At 68.8% G+C, this 20,961-nt stretch carries 23 protein-coding genes and 1 riboswitch; of the genes, 15 read left to right on the top strand and 8 right to left on the bottom strand.

Annotated elements, in window-relative coordinates; genetic code table 11:
* Positions 1-278: 278 nt before the first annotated feature.
* Both NVS83_RS18645 and NVS83_RS18640 read left to right on the top strand, forming a co-directional pair.
* Positions 279-1,559 carry a multidrug effflux MFS transporter gene (locus NVS83_RS18645; RefSeq protein WP_258740646.1) on the top strand — a complete coding sequence of 427 codons (1,281 nt, stop codon included), beginning with the start codon at positions 279-281 and terminating at the stop codon, positions 1,557-1,559.
* A gap of 109 nt (positions 1,560-1,668) precedes the next feature.
* Positions 1,669-2,076 (top strand): DUF1236 domain-containing protein, encoded by a 408-nt coding sequence (locus NVS83_RS18640; protein WP_258733569.1) that lies wholly within the window; start codon positions 1,669-1,671, stop codon positions 2,074-2,076.
* Between the two features lie 39 nt (positions 2,077-2,115).
* On the opposite strand, the gene NVS83_RS18635 is transcribed toward NVS83_RS18640, so the two are convergent.
* Positions 2,116-2,637 carry an NUDIX hydrolase gene (locus NVS83_RS18635; RefSeq protein WP_258740645.1) on the bottom strand — a complete coding sequence of 174 codons (522 nt, stop codon included), beginning with the start codon at positions 2,635-2,637 and terminating at the stop codon, positions 2,116-2,118.
* A 70-nt stretch (positions 2,638-2,707) separates the two neighbouring features.
* Between NVS83_RS18635 and NVS83_RS18630 the strand changes: the two genes are divergently transcribed.
* Together NVS83_RS18630 and NVS83_RS18625 are read left to right on the top strand one after the other, a co-directional pair.
* On the top strand, positions 2,708-3,106 hold the full coding sequence (locus NVS83_RS18630) for an MAPEG family protein (RefSeq protein ID WP_258740644.1): 399 nt from the start codon (positions 2,708-2,710) through the stop codon (positions 3,104-3,106).
* A 20-nt stretch (positions 3,107-3,126) separates the two neighbouring features.
* The gene (locus NVS83_RS18625; RefSeq protein ID WP_258740643.1) at positions 3,127-3,693 is read left to right on the top strand and encodes an RBBP9/YdeN family alpha/beta hydrolase; all 567 of its coding nucleotides are present in this window, start codon (positions 3,127-3,129) and stop codon (positions 3,691-3,693) included.
* A 29-nt stretch (positions 3,694-3,722) separates the two neighbouring features.
* On the opposite strand, the gene NVS83_RS18620 is transcribed toward NVS83_RS18625, so the two are convergent.
* Both NVS83_RS18620 and NVS83_RS18615 read right to left on the bottom strand, forming a co-directional pair.
* Complete coding sequence (locus NVS83_RS18620; RefSeq protein ID WP_258733565.1) at positions 3,723-3,932, bottom strand: hypothetical protein; 210 nt, start codon at positions 3,930-3,932, stop codon at positions 3,723-3,725.
* Positions 3,933-4,011: 79 nt separating this feature from the next.
* Positions 4,012-4,779, bottom strand: a complete 768-nt coding sequence (locus NVS83_RS18615) for a phosphatase PAP2 family protein (protein ID WP_258740642.1) — start codon at positions 4,777-4,779, stop codon at positions 4,012-4,014.
* 210 nt (positions 4,780-4,989) lie between these two features.
* Between NVS83_RS18615 and NVS83_RS18610 the strand changes: the two genes are divergently transcribed.
* The 6 genes from NVS83_RS18610 (at position 4,990) to NVS83_RS18585 (ending at position 11,514) form a co-directional block, all read left to right on the top strand.
* Positions 4,990-7,293 carry an MHYT domain-containing protein gene (locus NVS83_RS18610; protein ID WP_441296847.1) on the top strand — a complete coding sequence of 768 codons (2,304 nt, stop codon included), beginning with the start codon at positions 4,990-4,992 and terminating at the stop codon, positions 7,291-7,293.
* A 54-nt stretch (positions 7,294-7,347) separates the two neighbouring features.
* Positions 7,348-7,469, top strand: a riboswitch (TPP riboswitch).
* 48 nt (positions 7,470-7,517) lie between these two features.
* The gene (locus NVS83_RS18605) at positions 7,518-8,522 is read left to right on the top strand and encodes an FAD-dependent oxidoreductase (protein WP_258740661.1); all 1,005 of its coding nucleotides are present in this window, start codon (positions 7,518-7,520) and stop codon (positions 8,520-8,522) included.
* The gene (gene thiS, locus NVS83_RS18600) at positions 8,500-8,697 is read left to right on the top strand and encodes a sulfur carrier protein ThiS (protein ID WP_258733562.1); all 198 of its coding nucleotides are present in this window, start codon (positions 8,500-8,502) and stop codon (positions 8,695-8,697) included. The genes NVS83_RS18605 and thiS overlap by 23 nt, the downstream gene beginning before the upstream one ends.
* A gap of 1 nt (position 8,698) precedes the next feature.
* Positions 8,699-9,514, top strand: coding sequence for a thiazole synthase (locus NVS83_RS18595; protein ID WP_258740640.1), 816 nt, complete (start codon positions 8,699-8,701; stop codon positions 9,512-9,514).
* Between the two features lie 19 nt (positions 9,515-9,533).
* Complete coding sequence (locus NVS83_RS18590) at positions 9,534-10,142, top strand: thiamine phosphate synthase (RefSeq protein WP_258740639.1); 609 nt, start codon at positions 9,534-9,536, stop codon at positions 10,140-10,142.
* Between the two features lie 286 nt (positions 10,143-10,428).
* Positions 10,429-11,514, top strand: coding sequence for a hypothetical protein (locus NVS83_RS18585; RefSeq protein WP_258740638.1), 1,086 nt, complete (start codon positions 10,429-10,431; stop codon positions 11,512-11,514).
* Positions 11,515-11,579: 65 nt separating this feature from the next.
* On the opposite strand, the gene NVS83_RS18580 is transcribed toward NVS83_RS18585, so the two are convergent.
* The 3 genes from NVS83_RS18580 to NVS83_RS18570 form a co-directional block, all read right to left on the bottom strand.
* On the bottom strand, positions 11,580-12,947 hold the full coding sequence (locus NVS83_RS18580; RefSeq protein WP_258740637.1) for an NAD(P)H-dependent oxidoreductase: 1,368 nt from the start codon (positions 12,945-12,947) through the stop codon (positions 11,580-11,582).
* Between the two features lie 142 nt (positions 12,948-13,089).
* Positions 13,090-14,436 (bottom strand): coiled-coil domain-containing protein, encoded by a 1,347-nt coding sequence (locus tag NVS83_RS18575; protein WP_258740636.1) that lies wholly within the window; start codon positions 14,434-14,436, stop codon positions 13,090-13,092.
* Between the two features lie 123 nt (positions 14,437-14,559).
* A complete protein-coding gene (locus NVS83_RS18570; protein ID WP_258740635.1) occupies positions 14,560-15,318 on the bottom strand; it encodes a DUF1134 domain-containing protein in 759 nt (252 codons plus the stop codon).
* Between the two features lie 356 nt (positions 15,319-15,674).
* Here NVS83_RS18570 and chpT point away from each other — a divergent pair, with 356 nt between their 5' ends.
* The 4 genes from chpT to copM all read left to right on the top strand — a co-directional run bounded on the left by chpT (position 15,675) and on the right by copM (position 18,469).
* Positions 15,675-16,322: a histidine phosphotransferase ChpT gene (gene chpT, locus NVS83_RS18565; protein ID WP_258740634.1), complete on the top strand. Its 648-nt coding sequence runs from the start codon at positions 15,675-15,677 to the stop codon at positions 16,320-16,322.
* A 109-nt stretch (positions 16,323-16,431) separates the two neighbouring features.
* Positions 16,432-17,541, top strand: a complete 1,110-nt coding sequence (locus NVS83_RS18560) for a chemotaxis protein CheV (protein ID WP_258740633.1) — start codon at positions 16,432-16,434, stop codon at positions 17,539-17,541.
* 108 nt (positions 17,542-17,649) lie between these two features.
* Entirely contained in the window at positions 17,650-17,982 is a 333-nt protein-coding gene (locus tag NVS83_RS18555; RefSeq protein ID WP_258740632.1) for a hypothetical protein, read from the top strand.
* Between the two features lie 64 nt (positions 17,983-18,046).
* Entirely contained in the window at positions 18,047-18,469 is a 423-nt protein-coding gene (copM, locus tag NVS83_RS18550; protein ID WP_258740631.1) for a CopM family metallochaperone, read from the top strand.
* A gap of 119 nt (positions 18,470-18,588) precedes the next feature.
* Here copM and ctrA read toward each other — a convergent pair whose 3' ends face one another.
* The gene (ctrA, locus tag NVS83_RS18545; protein ID WP_258733551.1) at positions 18,589-19,290 is read right to left on the bottom strand and encodes a response regulator transcription factor CtrA; all 702 of its coding nucleotides are present in this window, start codon (positions 19,288-19,290) and stop codon (positions 18,589-18,591) included.
* Positions 19,291-19,819: 529 nt separating this feature from the next.
* On the opposite strand from ctrA, the gene NVS83_RS18540 reads away from it, so the two are divergent.
* Positions 19,820-20,218, top strand: coding sequence for a flagellar FliJ family protein (locus tag NVS83_RS18540; protein WP_258733550.1), 399 nt, complete (start codon positions 19,820-19,822; stop codon positions 20,216-20,218).
* A 12-nt stretch (positions 20,219-20,230) separates the two neighbouring features.
* Here NVS83_RS18540 and NVS83_RS18535 read toward each other — a convergent pair whose 3' ends face one another.
* Positions 20,231-20,863, bottom strand: coding sequence for a GNAT family N-acetyltransferase (locus NVS83_RS18535; RefSeq protein ID WP_258740630.1), 633 nt, complete (start codon positions 20,861-20,863; stop codon positions 20,231-20,233).
* Between the last annotated feature and the right edge of the window lie 98 nt (positions 20,864-20,961).

Below are 20,961 nucleotides of genomic sequence, written 5' to 3'. Positions count from 1 at the left end.
TGGCAGCTCCCCTCCGCGCTCCGTTCCCTGCGGAGCGGCACCGACTCGCTGCCGGACCATCCGACGTTTCGAGCGGTGGCGTTTTGAGGATAGCCGTCATCGAATCGGCCGACTAGCGTCTACGAAGGTAGCAGAGTCCCGTCCGCTCCCGCGCTTGTGAGCCCGGGCAGGCCGCGCGGCGGCGCGGCTTCGTCTTCCGTCGAGTTGGGGGCGCGGCACTTTTGGGGCATAAGTCTCGGTGCGGCGCGTTCGCGCCGTGCTCAAGCATCGGACATCACATGACCACCGTAGCTCCCACGCCGGAGAGCCCTCATCCCGGCATGGGTTTTCGCCAGTTCGTTATCTTCGTCGCGATGATGATGGCCACCAACGCCCTCGCCATCGACTCGATGCTGCCGGCCCTGCCGTCGATCGGCGTGGACCTCGGCATCGACACCGCCAACCACATCCAGCTCGTGATCACGGCCTATCTGCTCGGCTTCGGCGCCGCGCAGATCATCTACGGAACGCTCGCCGACCGCTACGGCCGGCGGCCGGTGCTGCTGTTCGGGCTGTCGCTCTATACCGTCGCCTCGCTCGGTGCCGTGTTCGCGGGCACGTTCGAGGCCATGCTGACCGTGCGCATCCTGCAGGGCGTCGGCGCGGCGGCGATCCGCATCCTCGCCATCACCATCGTGCGCGACTGCTATGCCGGGCGGCAGATGGCGCGAGTGATGTCGCTGGTGTTCATCGTGTTCCTCGCCGTACCCATCGTGGCGCCGTCGGTGGGCCAACTCATCGTGCTGTTCGCGCCCTGGCGCGGTATCTTCCTGGTGCTGTGCCTCATGGGCGCCGTGCTCATCACCTGGACCCTGCTGCGCCTGCCGGAGACGCTGCATCCGGAGGACCGCAGCCCGCTGTCGATAGCGAGCATCCGCCACGCCTTCGGGGTCGTGTTCAGCAACCGGGTGACGGTCGGCTACATGCTGGCCATGACCATGGCGATGGGCTGCCTGTTCGGCTTCGTCAGCTCGGCCGAGCAGATCTTCACCGACACGTTCCAACTCGGGCCGACCTTCACCCTGATCTTCGCGGGCATCGCCTGCAGCATGGGGCTCTCCTCGCTGGTCAATGCGCGGATCGTCGAGCGGCTCGGCATGCGGCGTGTGTCGCATGCCGCCCTCATCGGCTTCCTGCTGACGGCGCTGCTCCATGCCTGGATCGTGCTGGCGGGCGGCGAGAACCTCGTCACCTTCTCGCTGATCCAGGCGGGGATGATGTTCTTCTTCGGGCTGATGGTCTCCAACTTCAACGCCATGGCGATGGAGCCGGTGGGCCATGTGGCGGGCACCGCCTCGTCCTCGCTCGGCTTCGTCAGCACGGTCGGCGGGGCGCTGCTCAGCTTCCTGGTCGGCCAGAGCTTCGACGGTACTACGCTGCCGCTGACGGTCGGTTTCGCGCTGCTGTCGTTCTTCGCGCTGTGCTTCGTGCTTATCGCCGAGCGCGGACGGTTGTTCCATGCCCATGGTGCGGCGGGGCTCGGTCATCCGCATCACGCTGAAGAGATGATGGAAGAATAGAGTCCAGTAGTTTTAATATACCGTCGGCGTTTTCGTACCGCATGGAACTCATCGCGCGGTCGCACGTTGCTCAGCACACTGGATGGGCAAGGGACGACAGGAGATTACCATGATACGTCACGCCGTTATTGTTTCTGCTCTGCTTCTTTCCGTTCCGGTCGCCGCGAGCGCCCAGCAGTCCGGCGTCGGCGCCGCAGCCGGTGCCACCACCGGCGCCGTGGGCGGCGCGATCGTCGGCGGTCCGGTAGGGGCCGTTGTCGGCGGCGTTGCCGGCGCGGTGGTCGGCGGCATCGCCGAGGACAACCAGACCCGTTTCCATCACTACGTGGTGGAGGAGCAGACCCCGTCCTACGCCTATGACGGCCAGGTGGCGGTCGGCACCGCGCTGCCCGCCGAGGTCCACTATTACGAGGTGCCCTCGCGCTTCGGCTCGACCAAGTACCGCTATACGGTGGTGAACCAGCGCACCGTGTTGGTCGACCCGCGCACCCATGAGGTGGTTCAGGTCATCAACTGACCCGCGGGAGCGTCGAGCGCGAGCCGCGCGGCCCCGCGCTCACGCCCCTGCCGGAGAGAGCTGCTCGCCTTCGCGCCTCACCGGGCGTGACGGCAGCAGCTTTCGCCATGTTTGGGACTGCGCAAACTCGGTGATCAGCGCGCCGAGATCGGTCTCGTCCACCAGCAGCGCCGCATCCTCGGGCGTCATCCAGCGCCGCTCGCGCTCATGCCGCTCGGGCCAGTCGCCGAGTTGGCGGCGCACCGCGAGCGGGAATACCGAGACCTTCACCAGCGCGAAATGCGTGTCCAGCCGCTTCCAGTAGAGATACTGGCCGATCCGCTTGCGGCTGATGTCGCCGACGATGCCCGCTTCCTGCCGGGCTTCGATCTGCGCGGATTTCCAGTCCTTGCGGTTCCGCATCGGCCAGCCCTTCGGAATCACCGCGCGATGGGTCTCCCGCGAGCTGACGAGAAGGATCTGCAACCTTCCCTGATCGTCGACACGAAAAGGGAGGGCACCGACCTGCTGCAGAGGTCGGCCGTCGCTGGCGCGCCGATTTTTCTGTTTTACCTTCGCCATGCTGCTAATTTAGGTCGAACGGCGATCAGATGCGACCGGTCGCGCGACAAATCAACTGCCGCGGTACGTCATGACCACAGAGCTGACGCTGCTAGCCTGGACGCTCGTTCTCGCCCTCGTGCAGATCCTGCTTCCGGCGGCGATCAGCACGCGCAGGGTCGGGCTCACCTACAAGGTCGGGCCGCGCGACGTGCCCGAGCCCGACAGCGGCGCGGTGACGGCGCGGCTGCGGCGGGCGCAGGCCAATCTTTTCGAGACGCTGCCGCTCTTCGCCGCCGGAATCCTCATCGCCCATATCGCCGACCGCAACGGGGTGCTCACCGAGGCGGGGGCGTATCTGTATTTCCTCGGGCGCCTCGCCTATCTGCCGCTCTATGCGGCGGGCGTGCCCTATCTGCGCACGGCGGTGTGGACGGTCGCGATCCTCGGGCTCGTCCTGGTGCTGCTCGCCCTGCTCATGCCGGCCTGATCCTCTCGCGGACCTCTCCCATGCCGATCGATTTCAGCTCCTTCGATTTCCTCGTCGTTCCCGGGCGCGAGAATGCGCCGGCGGACCATTGGCAGTCGCATTGGCTCGGTGCCTTTGCCAATTCGACCCGCCTGCTGCAGGAGGACTGGAGCCGCCCGCAGCTCGGCCCCTGGACCGGCCGCCTCGGCGCGGCGGTGGAGGCGGCACCGCGGCGCGTGGTGCTGGTCGCCCATTCGGTCGGCGTCGCTACCGTCATTCGCTGGGCAGCCGCGGCGCCCGAGCTCGCCGCGTCGAAGGTGGCGGCCGCTTTCCTCGCGGCGCCGACCAATGTCGACGACCCGCACCCGTCTTTCGACGTGGTGCGCAATTTCGGGCCGATGCCGCTCGGCCCGCTCCCGTTCCCGGCGCTGGTGGCGGCGAGCCAGGACGACCCGCGCGTCGCGTTTCCCCAGGCGAAGGCGTTCGCCGAGGCCTGGGGCGCGGATTTCGCCGATGTCGGCGCGCTGGGGCATATCGGCAGCGCCGCCCGGCTCGGCATCTGGCCGAGCGGCCTGCTTCATCTCGGCGGGCTTCTGGCGCGTATCTGAGTGACGCCGGAACGGCCCCTCGAGGCGCTTCAGTGCTGGGCGAGCATCTGGGCGATGGCCTGCGCGACCGGCCTGGTCACGCGGCGCCGGTACCGGCGGTGGACGAGCTGGCCGTTGTGGTAGACGTCCTGCTCGACGTAGAGGTCGGCGCCGTCCCAGCGCAGGATATTGTCGGATTCGACGGTCTCGATGACACCGATTCCCGGGAGCAGCTGACCTTCCGGCACCGTGGCTGACATGCCTTCCTCCTTGTACCAACACGCGGGCGAGGCTCTTGGGGCCTCTAGCGCCGGAGGATAGCGCCTTGTCACCGTCCCGTCATGGCCGGCGTGCGTCTACGCGCGCGTCCGGCGGCGCGTCGCCCGGTTCGATCCGACCCTCGCGCTGGAGCACCAGCGCGATCAGCCAGCACAGCAGCGCCCAGGCGCCGCCGGCGCACCAGCCGGCCGCCACGTCGGTCGGCCAGTGCACGCCGAGATACAGGCGGCTGATGCCGATCAGCAGAGTCAGCCCGACCGCCACCCCCAGCACATAGGCCTTGATGCGCCGCTCCTGTTCGCTGCGCACGATCAGCACGCCGAGCGTCAGGTAGGTCACCGCCGAGCCCATGGCGTGGCCGCTGGGAAAGCTCAGCGTATGCACGTCGACGAGATGGGCGACGAGGTCCGGGCGCGGGCGGTCGAAGCCGATCTTGAGCAGGTAGTTCATCAGCGCGCCGCCCACCACCGCCAGCAGGACGAAGGCGGCGGTGGCGCGCTTGCGGTCGACGATGAAGAAACCGACTGTGATGAGCGTCACCAGCGTCAGCACCGTCGTGCTGCCGAGCGCGGTGAGGTCGCGCACCGCGATCTCGAGCCAGGCCGGGCCGAGCGGATCGGCCGGATCGCCGGGGGAGCGGAAGGCGAGCAGGATTGCCTCGTCGAGGGCGTGGGTCTCGCCCTCGACCACCTCGTCGGCAATGTAGGCGAAGACGAGGAGGCCGGTCGCCACACCGACCAAAGCGATGAGCACGCTGATCTCGGCCGCGGCCCATTTCGGCAGCAGCCCGCGTGCGCGCTTGCGTAGTCCCGCCAGCCTGTCCCGCATGCCTTGCTCCCTTTCGTATCGTTCCGGCGCTACCCGCTGGAACTAAACGGACCAGCTTCGTGTTGCTCTACCCGAAGTTCGCGCTGATGGGGATGTGATCGAGCGCGACGGGCATCATGAGTCGGATTGGCGTTTCCATTCGGCCCCTTCGGGCTTATGGGCACCGCGGGCGGCAAAGATGCGGGGATCGGGAGTCTCGGACAGGTGACGATGGATGTGGTCGGCTCACATGATCCAGTGCTCGTGGCACTGTCGATCCTGATTGCCATCGCCGCCTCCTACACAGCACTGGATCTCGCGGGGCGCATTCCGGGCGCGGCCGGGGCCGCAAAGGCCGGCTGGCTCATCATCGCCGCGATCGTGCTGGGGGGCGGCATCTGGTCCATGCATTTCGTAGCCATGCTGGCGCTCTATCCGGGCTTGCCGGTCTCCTACGACATCGGCCTCACGGCGCTGTCGCTGGTCATCGCCATCGTGGTGACGGGGCTGGCCTTCCTCTGCACCAGCCATCCGCATGTGACCCGGCGGCGCGTTATGGCGGCCGGCATCTTCATGGGGCTCGGCATCGTCGCGATGCACTATGCGGGCATGGCCGCGATGCGGGCGCAGGCCGAGACGGTCAATGACTGGCGCTACGCGCTGGCCGCGACGGCGGTGGCGATCGTGGCCTCGACCGCCGCGATCTGGCTGGCGCTGCGCCATCATTCGCTGGGCGAACGCATCGTCGGTTCGGTGGCGCTGGGATGCGGCATCTCCTGCATGCACTACATCGCCATGTTCGGCGTCAGTTTCGTCGTCAACGAGAATCGGCTCTCGCCGGATGTGGCCCCCGGCATCGGCAATGTCGACATCGTCATCGCGGTCAGCGCCGCCACCTTCGTGATCCTCGCCGCCGCGCTGATGGCGGCGATGTACGACCGCCGCTCCAGCCTGCTGGCCGAGCGCGAGGCGCAGATGTGGCGCGAGGGCGAGGAGCGCTACCGGCTGCTCTATCGCCGCACCCCGCTGCCGCTGCACTCGCTCAACGATGAGGGGCGGATCGAGCAGGTCAGCGACACCTGGCTGGAGCTGCTGGGCTATCGCCGCGACGACGTGATCGGCCGGCGGCTGACCGACTTCATGACTGCTGAGTCGGCACGCCAGCGGAACGAGGAGCACTGGCCCCGCCTGCTCGACGTCGGCGAGCTGCGCGAGGCCGAGTACAAGCTCGTCGCCCGCGACGGGCGGATACTCGACTGCATTCTCTCGGCCGTGGCCGAGAAGGACGAGCAGGGCCATCTGGTCAAGACGCTGTGCGGGCTGATCGACGTCACCGACCGCCGTCAGGCAGAGGAAGCGCTGCGCCAGGCGCAGAAGCTCGAAGCCGTCGGCCAGCTCACGGGCGGCATCGCCCACGATTTCAACAATCTGCTGGCGGTGATCCTCGGTAATCTGGAACTCGCCCGCAAGCGCGCGCCCACCGACCCGCGCCTCGTCACGCTGATCGACAACACCATGCAGGCGGCCCAGCGCGGCGCCGCCCTGACGCAGCGCATGCTCGCCTTCGCGCGCCGGCAGGACCTCAATCCCGAGCCGGTCGACGTGCCGGAGCTGGTGCTCGGCATGGCCGACCTTCTGCAGCGCTCCATCGGGCCGGGCGTGCGGATCGAGACCCGCTTCCCGCTCGGCCTGCCGAAGGCGAGGGTGGACGCCAACCAGCTCGAGCTGGCGCTGCTCAATCTCGTGGTCAATGCGCGCGACGCCATGCCGGACGGCGGCGCTGTGACCATCGCCGCCCGGGAGAACACGATCGCGGCTACCGAGAGCGAGGAGGAGGGCGGCGAGCTGCGGCCCGGGCGCTATTTCTGCCTCAGCATCACCGATACCGGCACCGGCATGGACACCGAGACGCTGGTGCATGCGGCCGAGCCCTTCTTCACCACCAAGGGGGTCGGCAAGGGCACCGGCCTCGGCCTCGCCATGGTGCACGGCCTCGCGGCGCAGTCGGGCGGGCGGCTCAAGCTGACCAGCCAGCCGGGCAAGGGCACCTGCGCCACCATCTACCTGCCCGTCGCCGATTGCATCGCCGGGGCCTCGCCCGAGGTGGGCGCGGAATCCGGGACGGAGACCGGATCGGAAGGCGGGGGCGCCCGCATCCTTGTGGTCGACGACGACCCGCTGGTGCTGTCGGCGACCGCGGCGATGCTGGAGGATCTCGGCTACGGCGTCTGCGAGGCGTCGTCCGGCCCGGAAGCGCTGGTGATCCTCGACCGGGAAGGCCCGTTCGACGCGGTGCTCACCGACCAGGCGATGCCGGGCATGACCGGGGTCCAACTCGCCGCCGCGATACGCGAGCGCCAGCCGGAGCTGCCGATCGTTCTCGGCACCGGCTATGCCGAGCTGCCCGCCGACGCCGGCACGGGGATGCTCAGGCTCGGAAAGCCGTTCGGCCGCGAGGCGCTGCACCGGGCGATCAGCACCGCCATGCGGCGCACGCCCGCCAATGTCGTCAACCTGTCGTCCCGGCTGCGATGACACCGGAATAATGTCGACGGCACGGTGACATTTGCCGGTTGCGCGACTATATCAACAAGCGTCCAGGGGAGCCTCGTCAGGAGGCTGAGAGGCCATCGGCGCGTCGGTGACGCGGCATGGCGACCCTTTGAACCTGATCCAGTTGAGACTGGCGGAGGGAGGCGTGCATGACATCCCCGAATGGAGCGCATGACGGAGCGGTGACAGGCCGTGCCGCCAATGCGATGCGTGTCACCGTGGTCGGTGCCGGCGTGGCCGGGCTGACCTGCGCCCATGCGTTCGCCCAGCGCGGCGCGCAGGTGACCGTGATCGAACGCAGATCGGGCTCCGGGCAGGGCTGCTCCTGGTATGCGGGCGGCATGCTGGCGCCGTGGTGCGAGCGCGAGAGCGCCGAGCCGCTGATCGCCGAGCTCGGCCTCGAGTCGCTCGCCTATTGGCGGCGCGAGGTGCCGGACGTGCCGAACGAGGGCAGCCTGGTGCTCGCCCAGTCGCGCGACCTGCCCGACCTGAGGCGCTTCTCGCGCCGCACGGAAGGCTATGAGTGGGTCGACGGCGCGCGCATCGCGGCGCTGGAGCCGGACCTCGAGGGGCGTTTCGACCAGGGACTGTTCTTCCCGACCGAGGCGCATCTGGAGCCGCGCAAGGCGCTCGCCGCGCTGACCCGCCGGCTGACCGACGAGTTCGGCATCGACGTGCGCTTCGAGGCCGACGGGCCGGACGGGGCGGGCGACGAGGCCGATCTGGTGGTCGATTGTCGCGGCCTCGCGGCGCGCGACCAACTCGCGGATCTGCGCGGCGTGAAGGGCGAGATGCTGGTGCTCTATTCCACCGAGATCGCGCTGAAGCGCCCGGTGCGGATGCTGCACCCGCGCATCCCGGTCTATATCGTGCCGCGCGGCGACGGGCATTTCATGATCGGCGCCACCTCGATCGAGAACGACGAGCGCGGGCGCGTCACCGGGCGCTCCATGCTGGAGCTGCTGGGGTCGGTCTATGCGCTGCACCCCGCGTTCGGAGAGGCCGAGATCGTTGAGATCGGTGCGGATGTGCGCCCGGCCTTCCCGGACAACCTTCCGCGCCTTCGCCGGCGCGGCAAGACCATCTATGTGAACGGGCTGTATCGCCACGGCTTCCTGGCTGCGCCGGCGCTGGCGCGCCGGGCGGCGGAACTGGCGTTCGACGGGACCCGTTTCCCGGAGGTTATGGATGAAGATCCTCGTGAATGGTGAATCGGCCGACACCCGGGCCGGCACGCTCGCCGAGCTTCTCGGCGAGCTGGGCCTCGGCGAGGCCATCGTCGCGACGGCGCTGAACGGCGCCGTGGTGCGCGCGGTCAAGCGCGCGGCAACGCCGATCGCTTCCGGCGATCGCGTGGAAATCCTCGCTCCGATGCAGGGAGGCTGAGATGGACGCTCTGACACCCAATGCGGCCGGCCTTGCCGACGCCGTGGAATTCTATGGCACGCGCGTGGCCTCGCGGCTGCTGCTGGGCACCGCGCAATATCCCTCGCCCGCCATCCTCTCCGAGGCGATCCGCGCCAGCGGAGCCGAGATCGTCACAGTCTCGCTGCGGCGCGAATCCGGGGCCGCCAAGGCGGGGCAGAGCTTCTGGCAGATCATCCGCGACCTCGGCGTGAAGGTGCTGCCCAACACTGCCGGCTGCAAGACGGTGAAGGAAGCCGTCACGACGGCCGAGATGGCGCGCGACCTGTTCGACACGCCCTGGGTCAAGCTGGAGGTGATCGGCGAGGACGACACGCTCCAGCCCGACGTGTTCGGCCTCGTCGAGGCCGCGCGCATCCTCTCGCGCGACGGCTTCCAGGTGTTCCCGTACACGACCGACGACCTCGTCGTCGCCGAGAAGCTGATCGCGGCCGGCTGCGAGGTGTTGATGCCTTGGGGCGCGCCGATCGGCTCCGGCCGGGGGCTCAACAATCCCTATGGCCTGCGCTCGCTGCGCGCCCATTTCCCGCGCGTGCCGCTGGTGGTCGATGCGGGCATCGGTCTGCCCTCGCACGCCACGGCGGCGATGGAGATGGGCTATGACGCGGTGTTGCTGAACACGGCGGTCGCCAAGGCGGGCGATCCGGTGCGCATGGCGCGCGCCTTCGCCCGGGCCATCGAGGCCGGGCGCGAGGCGGTGATCGCCGACCCGATGGAGGTGCGCGACATGGCCGCGCCGTCCACCCCGGTGATGGGCCGCGGCGTTTTCGGCGAGTGAGTTGTCCGGCAGGCAGGTTATGAAGCTCGATCCCTTCTATCTCATCGTCGACCGGGCCTCCTGGCTGCCGCGACTTCTGCCGCAGGGCGTGAAGCTGGTGCAGCTTCGCGCCAAGGACATGGAGCAGGCCCAGCTTCGCAGCGAGATCGCCGAGGCGCGCGACATCTGCCTGCGCTACGGCGCCCAGCTCGTCGTCAACGACTACTGGCGGCTCGCCATCGAGGAAGGGTGCGATTTCGTCCATCTCGGTCAGGAAGACCTCGCCGAGGCCGACGTGGCGGCGATCCGGCGCGCCGGGCTCAAGCTCGGCATCAGCACCCATGACGAGGATGAGCTGGAGACCGCGCTGAAGGCGGAGCCCGACTATGTCGCGCTCGGCCCGGTCTACCCGACCATCCTGAAGAAGATGCGCTGGGACCCGCAGGGGCTGGAGCGCGTCACCCAGTGGAAGCGCCGCATCGGCGACATACCGCTGGTGGGTATCGGCGGGCTGACCATCGCCCGCGCCGATGGCGTGTTGCGGGCCGGCGCCGACAGCGTCGCCGTCGTCACCGACGTGCTGCTGAACGAAAATCCCGAAGTGCGCGCACGCGAATGGGTGGTCGCCACCCGCGAGGCGCCCATCTAGCACCCAGCCCGGCGAAACGGGCTTTCCTGGCGTGTGGACCGGTTGGCGTTCGTGGTAATTTTTTCCGGTGCGGGAGATACCGAGTGCGGCCCGCACCGTGGCCGATCCGTTTTGCGTTCCTGAGTGGCATGAGCGAAACGCGCGTGCCGCGTCCCGACGGGCTCCAGCGCGGGTGAAGTGCATTGCGTCGGACGGTCTTCGCTGGCGGCGTTACGCGCCGCTTGCAGGTTGTGTCTCGGCCCCCTAAAGGTATCGGGATCATGTGCGCTCTGGAGTGGACTCCGCATTGATGATCGAGCTCTTTCTGCATATCGGCATGGGAAAGACGGGAACCACGTCGATTCAATATGCCCTGGGCTCAAATCAGGACTGCCTGAGCCGACAGCACACGCAATATCTGGGGTTGTGGTTCGACCTGATCGATCCGCGCTTCTTCGGGGCCATGGGACATGAGGTCTTCGGCGCGCTCTCCGAGGCCGAGATGCGACGGGCCGCCGGAACCTTCGTCAAGCGGCTCGAGCAGTTGCGGGCGGAATCGGGGATCACGCGCTTCATCATTTCCAGCGAGGCGATCTATGGCCTCACCGAGGAGAACTCCATCCGACTGGCCGATCACTTCGCGCCCTTCATCGCGACGCTCAGAAGGCATCTGAAGGTCCGGATCATCGTCTATGTGCGCGATCCGTATGACTGGCTTCCCTCGGCCTATACGCAGTGGGGAATCCACCACAAGACCATGCAAGGACCCGTGCGGCCCTATGGCGAGATGGCCCGCGCGCTGGTCGGCAGCTATGCGGGGCTGCCGCGGTGGAAGCACCATCATCCCGACTTGCTGGAGGTGCGCCGCTTCGACAAGTCGATCGATGTGGTCGACGATTTCTGTTCGACCGTGGGCATAGAGCTCGAGAACGCGCAGGACCGCGTGCTTGAACGCACCTCCGTTGCGGAATCGGTGTTCAGGTTGGTCTTCAATAATCGCTTCGAGGAAGATGTGATGCCGGACCGGTTCGACATCGCCATGGGCGGGCTGAGCCTTTCCGACGCGCCAACCCTGCACCAGATCATCCGCGACGGCTTCTGCTATCGCGAGACGGCCGACATCGTCGAGGAGAACCGTGAGATGTTCTCCTCGATCCGCGACAGCATCGGGATCGACTTCCTTTCCGGGCCGCTGAACGCCGAGCTGCCAAAGGAGGGGCCGGTGCGGGAGCGCCTGCTCGAACAGCTCGTCTATGTCGTCGCGGCCCAGTCGGACCGGATCGCCTCGCTGGAGGCGGCGGTCGCGAAGCTCAAGGGGCGGCGGATGCGCCGGCTGCTCGGGCGCCTCGGAGCCTCGTTTCCCGACATGATGCGCACGAAGACCATGCGCTAGCCGCCCGGGAGGCCGCGCGGCTACGCGCTCGCCCGGTGCCGGTGATGGGGAAGGCCCGGTCGGGCCTATTCCGCGGCGAGCGACGTGCCGGCGAAAGCGCGCTCCATCTCGCGGCGCAGGCGGATGATGGCGCTGTCGCCCGCATCCACGTCCGCCCAGCCGACGACCTCGCCGGCGAGAATGTCGCGCTTCAGCGTCATGTGATGGGCAAGCCCGATCGGCAGCGCGCCGCGCGCGAGCGAGGTGGCGGCCGGCAGCAGCTTGCCCCACACGGTGAAGCCGCCTTCGCCGTCCAGCACCTCGCCGGCCTTCAGCGCCCGCTTGGCGACGGCGACGACGTCGCCATTGAACGCGTCGGTGGTGCCGGTCGGCTCGCCGCGCAGCGCCGCCGAGGCGACGCTGACGCCGAGCTCCAGCCCGATCAGGTGATTGGGGCGGTAGAGTGCGGTGTAGCGGCCGGTGGAATCGGTCACGACGCCATATTCCTTGAAGCAGCGCCGGGCATAGTCGCCGCTCGGGCCAGGATCGGCCTCGAACACGACATAGACGCCCCAGCGCAGGTCCCGGTAGACCGGGCGCCCGTCGCGCTCCAGGCTGGAGATCGTCTCGACGATGCCCGCCTGCTCCATCAGCCCGCCCGCCGCGCGAGGGCGCAGGATGGTGGCGAGGTCGTCGACGCCGCAGGGCGGGAAGACGAGCCCGTCGGACGGCGCCCGCAGCCCGGCGGCATTGGCGATGGCGGCCATCTCGATCGCCGACTTGGTGCCGTCGAGGAAGGAATTGAACATCTGCGGGTTCATGCCGCCCTCGGCCGCCTGCTCGGGGGTGAGGCCGTAATGGTCCCACACCGTGTCGGGCGTCGAGGCGTGGTAGGCGGGCAGGTACTTCGTGCCCTTGCCGGCAGCCACCACCGAGAAGCCGCAGCAGCGCGCCCAGTCGACCATCTCGCACACCAGCGCCGGCTGGTCGCCATAGGCCATGGAATAGACGATGCCCGCCTGCCGGGCGCGGGCGGCGAGCAGCGGGCCGACCAGCGCGTCGGCCTCCACCGTCACCATCACGATGTGCCGGCCGTGCTCGATCGCCTTGAGCGCATGTGCGGCGCCGGCGGCCGGGCTGCCGGTCGCCTCGATCACCACGTCGAGCCCGTCGGCCGTGATCAGCGCCTCGGCATCCTCGGTCAGCATGGTGCGGCCAGTGCGGCGCGCCTCGTCGAAGGAGGCGGCGATGGCAGCGTCCGCGTCCCAGCCGGTCCGCTCAAGCGCCGCGCGGGCGCGGGGCGCTGACAGGTCGGCGATGCCGAGCAGGTGCAGGCCGGGCGTGGTGCGCACCTGCGACAGGAACATGGAGCCGAACTTGCCGGCGCCGATCAGGCCGACGCGGACCGGGCGGCCGGCATCAGCGCGCTCTTTGAGCAGGCGGGCGAGATTCATGGGACGCGTTTCCTCCTGGCGAAGCGCCCTTCGGCGCCTTTGTCACGGGGCGCCCGTTGATGGACGCTCCACTTGCGGGACCTTCCGGCGCGTCCCGTCGGTCGGTGGCTGGGCGCGGGTCTGGCGCCCCGCGCGGCCGTTCCTAGCCGGCGACGGCCCGGTTCTGGGCCGGGCGCTCGGCGGGAGCCGTGCTGGCGTTGGAAGCCCCGTTCGCGGCTCCATTGTTGGCGGTCGGCGCCTTGGCGGAATCGGCCGCCTTGCCGGCATCGCCTGCCTTGGCGGCCTTTTCCTGCAGCGCGCGGATGCGGTCGGCGAGCGGGAGCGGGTTGTTCTTCTTGCGCTTGCCCGCCGGCGCGGCCGCCAGCAGGGCGTCGATCGGCGAGCCGGGGCCTTCCAGCGCTGCGGTCAGGGCGGCTACCTCGGCGGCGATGTCGCTGATGCGCTCGCGGAGCTGCGCGCCGTCGTCGACGTCCTCCGGCACGCCGGCGGCGGTCGGGATCAGCGCGTCGAGGCGCTTCTGCAACTCGGCGCGGTCCTCGCGCGCCTTCGCCAGCGCGCCTTCCAGCATCGCCTTCTCGGCGCGCACCATCTCGGCGGCGTCGTTCGCCTGGCGGGCGGCGGCCTCGGCGCTCGCCTGCGCGGCGCGGGCCGAGCCGGTGACCTCCCGGGCGTCGGTCTCGGCGGCGTCGCGCCGGGCTTCGGCGCTGCGGGTGCGCTGCTCAAGGGAGTCCGCGCGCAGGCTTAGCGCGGCGACCTCGGCCCGCAGCGCGGCGGCTTCGGCGCTGACGGTGCCGAGCTCGTTCTCGGTCTCGGCGAGGCGGGTCTTGAGGTCGCGATTGCTCGTCACCTCGACCGACAGGCTCTCGGAGGTGGCGCGCAGCGTGGTGCGCTCGGTCTCGAGATGGGCGTTGGTCGCGGCCAGCAGCCGCTCGAGCTCGGCGACGCGGCCGTGAAGCGTGCCGCGCTCGGTGGTCAGCGCGACATGCTCGATCTTGAGCTCGTTCTCGCGCGAGGTGGTCTCGTCGAGATCCTGGCGGGCGGTGGCGAGCTCGGCGAGCGTGGCGGCAAGCCGGGCGCGCGTCTCCTCCAGCTCGCGCTCGCGCAGGGCAAGGCTCTCGCTGGTCTCGACGTCCTTCCGGGTGAGGCTATCGTGGCGGGACTGAAGATCCTGGAGCCCGGCCAGCGCCTCGTCGAGGCTGGCCTTGCGCGCGCGCAGCTCCTCATCCCGGCGGGTGACGTCGGCGAACAGCTCGGCGGCGCGGGCCTGATGGCGGTCGACCTCCAGCTCGAGCCGGCGGGTCTCGACGGCGAACTCTGCGCGCTGCTCGTCCTTGTCGGCCTGGATCTCGGCCAGCGTGACGGGAATGGCGTTCTCGACGCGGCGGCGGGTGAGCCGGACCGCGCGGCGCCAGACCGCCGGCAATACCAGCAGCGCCAGCAGCGTCGCGGTCAGGAAGCCTATCGCGGCATACATGATCGGCTCGATCATGTGCGGTCTCACCTCGTGCGTGGCGTGTCGGGCGTGTCGATCGGCACAGCCTAGCGGCCAACGGTTACAAACACCAAAACGGCCGGGGTCACCCCGGCCGCTATCCTGCAACGCCCCGTTAACTCAGAACGGATTCCAGGTCGCGGTGGGCGTGAACTTGAGGTAGCCGATATTGGCGCCCAGGCGTACACCGACGCCGGAGCGGATCGGTACCACCACGATATTGTCCGAGGCGAGGGCCGTCATGCCGAATCCGGCGACGAAATAGGCCGAGCCCGAAATGCCGCCGAAGCGGCGGAAGATGTCGTTTATCGAGTTCAGATTGTAGACTAGGATCATGGTCCGCGCGCCGTCGCCGCCGAAGTCCCAGCCGAGCGAGGGTCCCTGCCAGAACACCTTCATGTCGCCGGCATTGCGGGTGTAGAGCGTGCCCTCGCCGTAGCGCAGGCCGCCGACGAAGGCGCCGGAGCCTTCCTGGCCGAGGATGTAGCCGTTTGGCTGGCCCCACTGGTTGACGGCCTTCTCGATCGACAGGGCGAGGCCGCGCGAGACCTCGCCGAAGAAGCCGTGGCCCTGCTGGAGCAGTTCGTCGCTGGAATAGGTGCTCTGGGCCGGCGCGGCGGCGGGCTGCTGGTACTGGCCCTGGGGGTACTGTCCCTGCGCGTACTGGCCCTTGCCGGCCGGGGCCTGGGCATAGGGACCCTGGCTGTACGGGCCCTGATTGTACTGTCCCTGGTTGTACTGGCCTTGGGGATACTGGCTCTGTCGGGGCTGGCTCTGGGCGTAGGGGTCTTGCGCATATTGGGCCTGCGCGGGCGCTGCGGCGATGGGTATGGCGGCGAGCGAGGCGAGGCAGGCAAGAAGGGCGCGCAAGGTCGGCATTGGCGGTCTCGCGTTCTGATCTGAAGACGTGTGCAACGGCCGTGAGGGCCGCCGGCCCGGGTATCATTAGCATGGAGTAAGACCTTAGGAAGGCGTCAGGGACCCCCTCGCGCCCGGTTGCGCGCGGGTGTGATCCACAAGCCTCGCCCCGGACGTCGCCGCGACCTCACGTAACGTCCCGATGCGTTCTGCCGCCTCGCGGCGCCCGCCGGTGCCGGCGCACCGGGCGAGTGGACAGGGTATGGGATGCGGCTCGGCGCGAGGTTGGCGGGAGCAGGCGCGCGGTGTATCCAGCGATGAAACCGCGCCGCGCCACAGCCGGTGATTCGTCCAGATCCGACAGACAGAGGGACGCGATGACGACCGCCATCGACCTCGACAAGCTCGACCTTGCCGCCCTTTTGTGCTCGCGCGTGTGCCACGACGTGATCAGCCCGGTGGGCGCGATCGTGAACGGGCTGGAGGTGCTCGAGGACGAGGACGACCCGAGCATGAAGGCGTTCGCGCTCGACCTCATCGCCAAGAGCGCCAAGCAGGCCTCCGCCCGGCTCCAGTTCGCGCGGCTCGCCTTTGGCGCCGCCGGCTCGGCGGGTGCGCAGATCGACACCGGCGACGCGGAGAACGTCGCCCGCGGCTTCATTCAGGACGACCGCACCAGTCTCGAATGGACCGTGCCGCGCGCGCTGCTGCCGAAGAACAAGGTCAAGCTGCTGCTAAACCTGCTTCTGGTCGCTGTCTCCACCATTCCGCGCGGCGGGCGCATCGCGCTGAGCGCGACCGGGGAGGGCGAGGCGGGCGGCTTCCAGCTTCGCAGCGAAGGCAGCCACGCGCGCATTCCCCCGCATCTGGCGGACCTGCTGGCCGGCAACGCGCCCGATGGCGGCATGGTCGACGCGCACGCCATCCAGCCGCATTATACCGGCCTGCTGGCGCGGGCGACGGGCTTCGCCATCCGGCTCTCGCACGAGGGCGATGCCGTGGCGATCACGGTCGAGACGGCCTGAGCCCGATTCACCCAGCGGCATCTTTCAGAAGACATTAACGCGATCCGGGGAAAACTCTGGCTGCGCGCCCTGCGTGGGGCGCGTGAGTTGAGTTTACCCGTGGTTGCCCATGTTGATGCCCGACGCCGATCGCTTCCTGTCCGCCACTGCCCGCCCGGTGCGTGTTCCACCGGCGCCGGAGCGTGCGCAGGTGCTCGTCTTCTCGCTGCACGGCATGCAGTTCGCGCCGCCGGCGAGCCGCGCCATCAACGTGATGCCGCTCTCCGGGGAGCGCTGGGACCGCATGGCCCGCATGGCGCAGGCGGGAACGCTCGGCACCAGCGGGCTGCCGCTGGTGCGCCTTTCCGACCGGCTCGGCCGCGCGGAAGCGATCGCGCCGGGCGAGGGCGCGCTGGTTCTCTTCGGCACCGAAGGCCGGGTGCGCGCGACGTTGCTGCTCGACGCCATGCCGCAGCGCGTGACGGCCGAGGTGGCGACGCTGCCGGCCGACTGGCGCGACCGCTTCGCGCCCTGCGAGGATATGATCGCCGGCATCGCCCGGCTGGCCGATGGCAGCCAGGCGGCACTGCTCGACATGCCGATGGGCATCGCCGCGGCGCGCCCGCGGGTGAGCGTGCCCTGCGCGCGAGACACGGCCCATCTTCTGGTGCGCGCCGGAAGGCGCGAGCTCGAGGCGGTGCGCGTGGCCGCGCTGCGCGGAATGAACCCGATCGACGGGCGCAGCGGGCGCATGCTGCTGCTGCTCGGCGGGGAGGGCGAGGCGGTGGCGGTCGACGAAGTGGTCGGGCTGGCGCCGGCCGGGCGCATCGAGCGGCTCGGCGGCGAACGCTTCCTGGTGACGGGCGAGACCCGCTATCGCCTGCTCGAGCCGGGCGAGACCGTGCCGAGCACGACCGGGGCGGCGCGCGTGCTGCTGACCGCGCCGCAGGGGCCCGGGCGGGCGCTCATGTGCGACATCGTCCGCTCCATGGGGCACGACGTGTCGTTGGCCGACGACCCGCGCGCGGCGCGGCTGGTGGGCGATCGCTTTGACGTGGTGCTGGTCGACCTCGACGCCTATGAGCTGGCCGGCCGGATGGACGGGGGCCGTGCCCGGCGCATCGGCTTCACGGCCGCGGGACACCCCCCGGTGCCGGACGGCTTCGACGCCGTGGTGCCGGCCGGCGACGGCGTGGCGCTGGTCGCGGCGCTGCTGGCCCGGCGCGCCCGCGCCGCCTGATCGCGTTCCATCGTTCACGGTCGCGGCATCCGGCAACGCCCGTGCTTTCCGGCGGCTGCGGCGGTGATATCCTCGCGCCAGTGATCCTCGGAGCGAGCCCTTTCCCGCATGAACATCGTCCGGCTCTGGTTGCGGCTTTCGCGGCTGGTCGTCGCCCTGCTGGCGCTGGGAGCGATGCTCGCCGCCCATGACGCGGGCGCTCCTCTCGCGGCCACGCACGACCATGCCGGCATGACCGGAGCGGCCCCGCCGGCCGGCCCAGGGCGCGCCATGCTCTTCCTGCATCTGTGCTGCGCGCTCGGCCAGCTCGCCATGGCGCCGTCGGACGGGGCGGGCCTTGCCCGTCCCGAGGCGCGCCCGCTCGCCTTCGACGCGGCCGCGTCCCGCCTGCCCGCCGGCTGGACGCTCGCCATCCCGGAGCCTCCGCCCCGTTCCGTCTGACCGCATGCCCAAGCGCCGGGCGTCCATGCGGGCGCCCGATCACACGGAACAGACGGAGATTCCAATGAGAACCCTGATCACGGCGGCGCTCGGCGCCGCAGCCATCCTCGCGCTTCCCACGCTAGCGGCTGCCCAGAGCAGCCCGATGCCGATGGACCCCGGCACGATGAAGCACGGCACGATGGAGCCTGGCACCATGGGGCACGACATGTCGATGCCGGGAAGCGCGGCGAGCGGCTCGACCCGCGCCTTCGAGGAGGCCAATGAGCGCATGCATCACGACATGGGGATCGAATATTCCGGCAATGCGGATGTCGATTTCGTGCGCGGCATGATCCCCCATCACATGGGGGCGGTCGAGATGGCGCGGGTCGAATTGCAGTTCGGCAAGGATCCCGAGCTGCGCAAGCTGGCCGAGGACATCATCGCGGCGCAGGAGAAGGAGATCGCCTTCATGAAGGGCTGGCTGGCCGGCAACGCCAAATAGCCGCGCCTTTCCACGGTGCCGGGCCGGCGATGCCGCGCCCGGTGCTTCGCCCGAGGGCGCCAAAAACGAAAACCCCGCCGTGAGGCGGGGTTTTTTGCGATCGGGCAGGGGAGGCCGGTTCAGGCCGGGATGCGCTGGGGCTCCTCGCCCATGTCGCGCAGCACGTAGCCGCGGCCCCATACGGTCTCGATGAAATTGTGGCCCTGCGAGGCGTTGGCGAGCTTCTTGCGCAGCTTGCAGATGAAGACGTCGATGATCTTCAGCTCGGGCTCGTCCATGCCGCCATAGAGATGGTTGAGGAACATCTCCTTGGTGAGCGTGGTGCCCTTGCGCAGGGAAAGCAGCTCCAGCATCTGGTACTCCTTGCCGGTGAGGTGCACGCGGTTGCCCGCGACCTCGACCGTCTTGGTGTCCAGGTTGACCACCAGGTCGCCGGTGATGATGACCGACTGGGCGTGGCCCTTGGAGCGGCGCACGATGGCGTGGATGCGGGCCACCAGCTCGTCCTTGTGGAACGGCTTGGTGAGATAATCGTCGGCACCGAAGCCGAGGCCCTTCACCTTGTCCTCGATGCCGGCGAGGCCGGAGAGGATGAGGATGGGCGTCTTCACCTTGGCGACGCGCAGGCCCTTCAGCACGTCATAGCCCGACATGTCGGGAAGGTTCAGATCCAGCAGGATGATGTCGTAATCGTAGAGCTTGCCGAGATCGACACCCTCTTCCCCGAGATCCGTCGTGTAGACGTTGAAGCTCTCGGACTTGAGCATCAGCTCGATGCTCTGCGCGGTCGCGCGGTCGTCCTCGATGAGCAAGACGCGCATGCCAATCCCCTTCCCTCGCCATGGCCCCGGGGGTTTTCAGCGCTCAATCGGACAACTCCCGTACCGAGCGTGACCCCACCCCGCGCCCGGCTCAGCACACCGATTCGTTCTTCCGTGCGATATGGGTAACAAAATCTGATTCCCAAGCACAAGCGGGAACTCGAATTTTCTTCGAGTCTTCCCGCAAGAGGCTGGCAGCGAACCAGAAAATTTGAACTCAGTCGCTAAAGTCGAACGTTAAGATGCACCCATAAGTGAGTCAGCCGACTCTGCTTTTGGCATTGATCGGCAGTCCACACCGGACGATGACGCGATCATTAATGAGGCCGGTAAACAAATCGTTTCCATCGCCTTGAAGAGTCGTGGATTCCCGTGCCGCGGTACCTTTAAGGCGCAACGAGTAAGGAAGCGGCAACATCTGTTGGCGATCATGAGGCTGCCGCCGCGTAAGGGCGGACCGAACCGGATGCGTGCCCGCCAGCCGAGAGAGCCCGGCGTGCATACGGCCCGAGCAGGAGTAAAGCCGGCCATGAAGTCGCTCGATACAATCGTCCGCCTCAAGCGGTTCCAGATGGAAGAGAAGCGTCGCCATCTGGTGCAGATCCAGACCATGATCGCGGATTTCGACCGCATGGCGCGCGATCTGGAGCGCGAGATCGAGGCCGAGGAGCAGCGCTCCGGCATCGTCGACACCCAGCATTTCGCCTATTCGACCTATGCCCGCGCCGCCGCCAACCGGCGCGACAATCTACGCCGCTCGGCCGACGAGCTGAAAGGCCAGCTCGACGAGGCGCAGGTCGCGCTCGACGCCGCCCGCGAGGAACTGGAGAAGGTTGAGGCGCTGAGCGAGCGCGAGCGCGCCGACACGCCGGTCGAGATCGCCCCGCGCAATGCCGGCGGGCGCGCCCGCGCCGTCCTCGGCGCCTGAGGCGCCGTCCTTTCAGTCGATCAGAGGGGCATGGGGCGCGGCATCGGCCGCCAGAAGCCCCGACAGGCGCGGATCGCGCGCCACCTCGATGGCCCGCGCATAGGGCACGAAGCCGGCCCGCCGGTAGAACTCCACGGCGCCCTGCATGTCGAGCGTGCAGGTGTGGACATGTACCCGGCGTGGATCAGCCGCCCAGGCCAGCGCCAGCGCGCGGTTCATCATGAAGCTTCCCGCGCCGCTACCCACCATCTCCGGCACTACGCCGAAAAAGGCCAGCTCCACCTCGCCCGGCCGGCGGAAGTCGAGCTCCAGCAGGCCGACCTCCACGCCCGCACGCTTCAGCACGTAGACGCCCACCATAGGGTCGGCGAGCAGCGCGCCGAGCGCCGCCTCGTCCATCTCCAGCCGCGAGAACCACAGCCAGCGCTCGCCCACGCGGCGGAACAGCGCACGGTACCAGCGCGGATCGGGCGAGGGGACCTTCTCCAGCACCAGGCTGTGGCCGGGCTTCTCGGGCAGCGGCGGCGACGGTGCTTTCATTTCCATGAAGGTCACGACCGCCGCGATGCTGCCCGCCGGCAGGGGCGTATAGCCGTTGAGCTCGAGCGTCGGGGCGGCCTTGGCCGGGTGGTCGGAGGTCGTCATTCGGGTGCCCTGATGAACCGCTTGCGCTATATCATGAGCGTGCGCGGCGGGCTTCACAGGCCGGTAATTTCCGATATTATGCGGATAATTATATTCAA

The sequence above is a fragment of the Ancylobacter mangrovi genome, assembly GCF_024752335.1.
GTDB lineage: Bacteria > Pseudomonadota > Alphaproteobacteria > Rhizobiales > Xanthobacteraceae > Ancylobacter > Ancylobacter mangrovi.
This window is presented reverse-complemented; position numbering and strand designations above follow the sequence as displayed.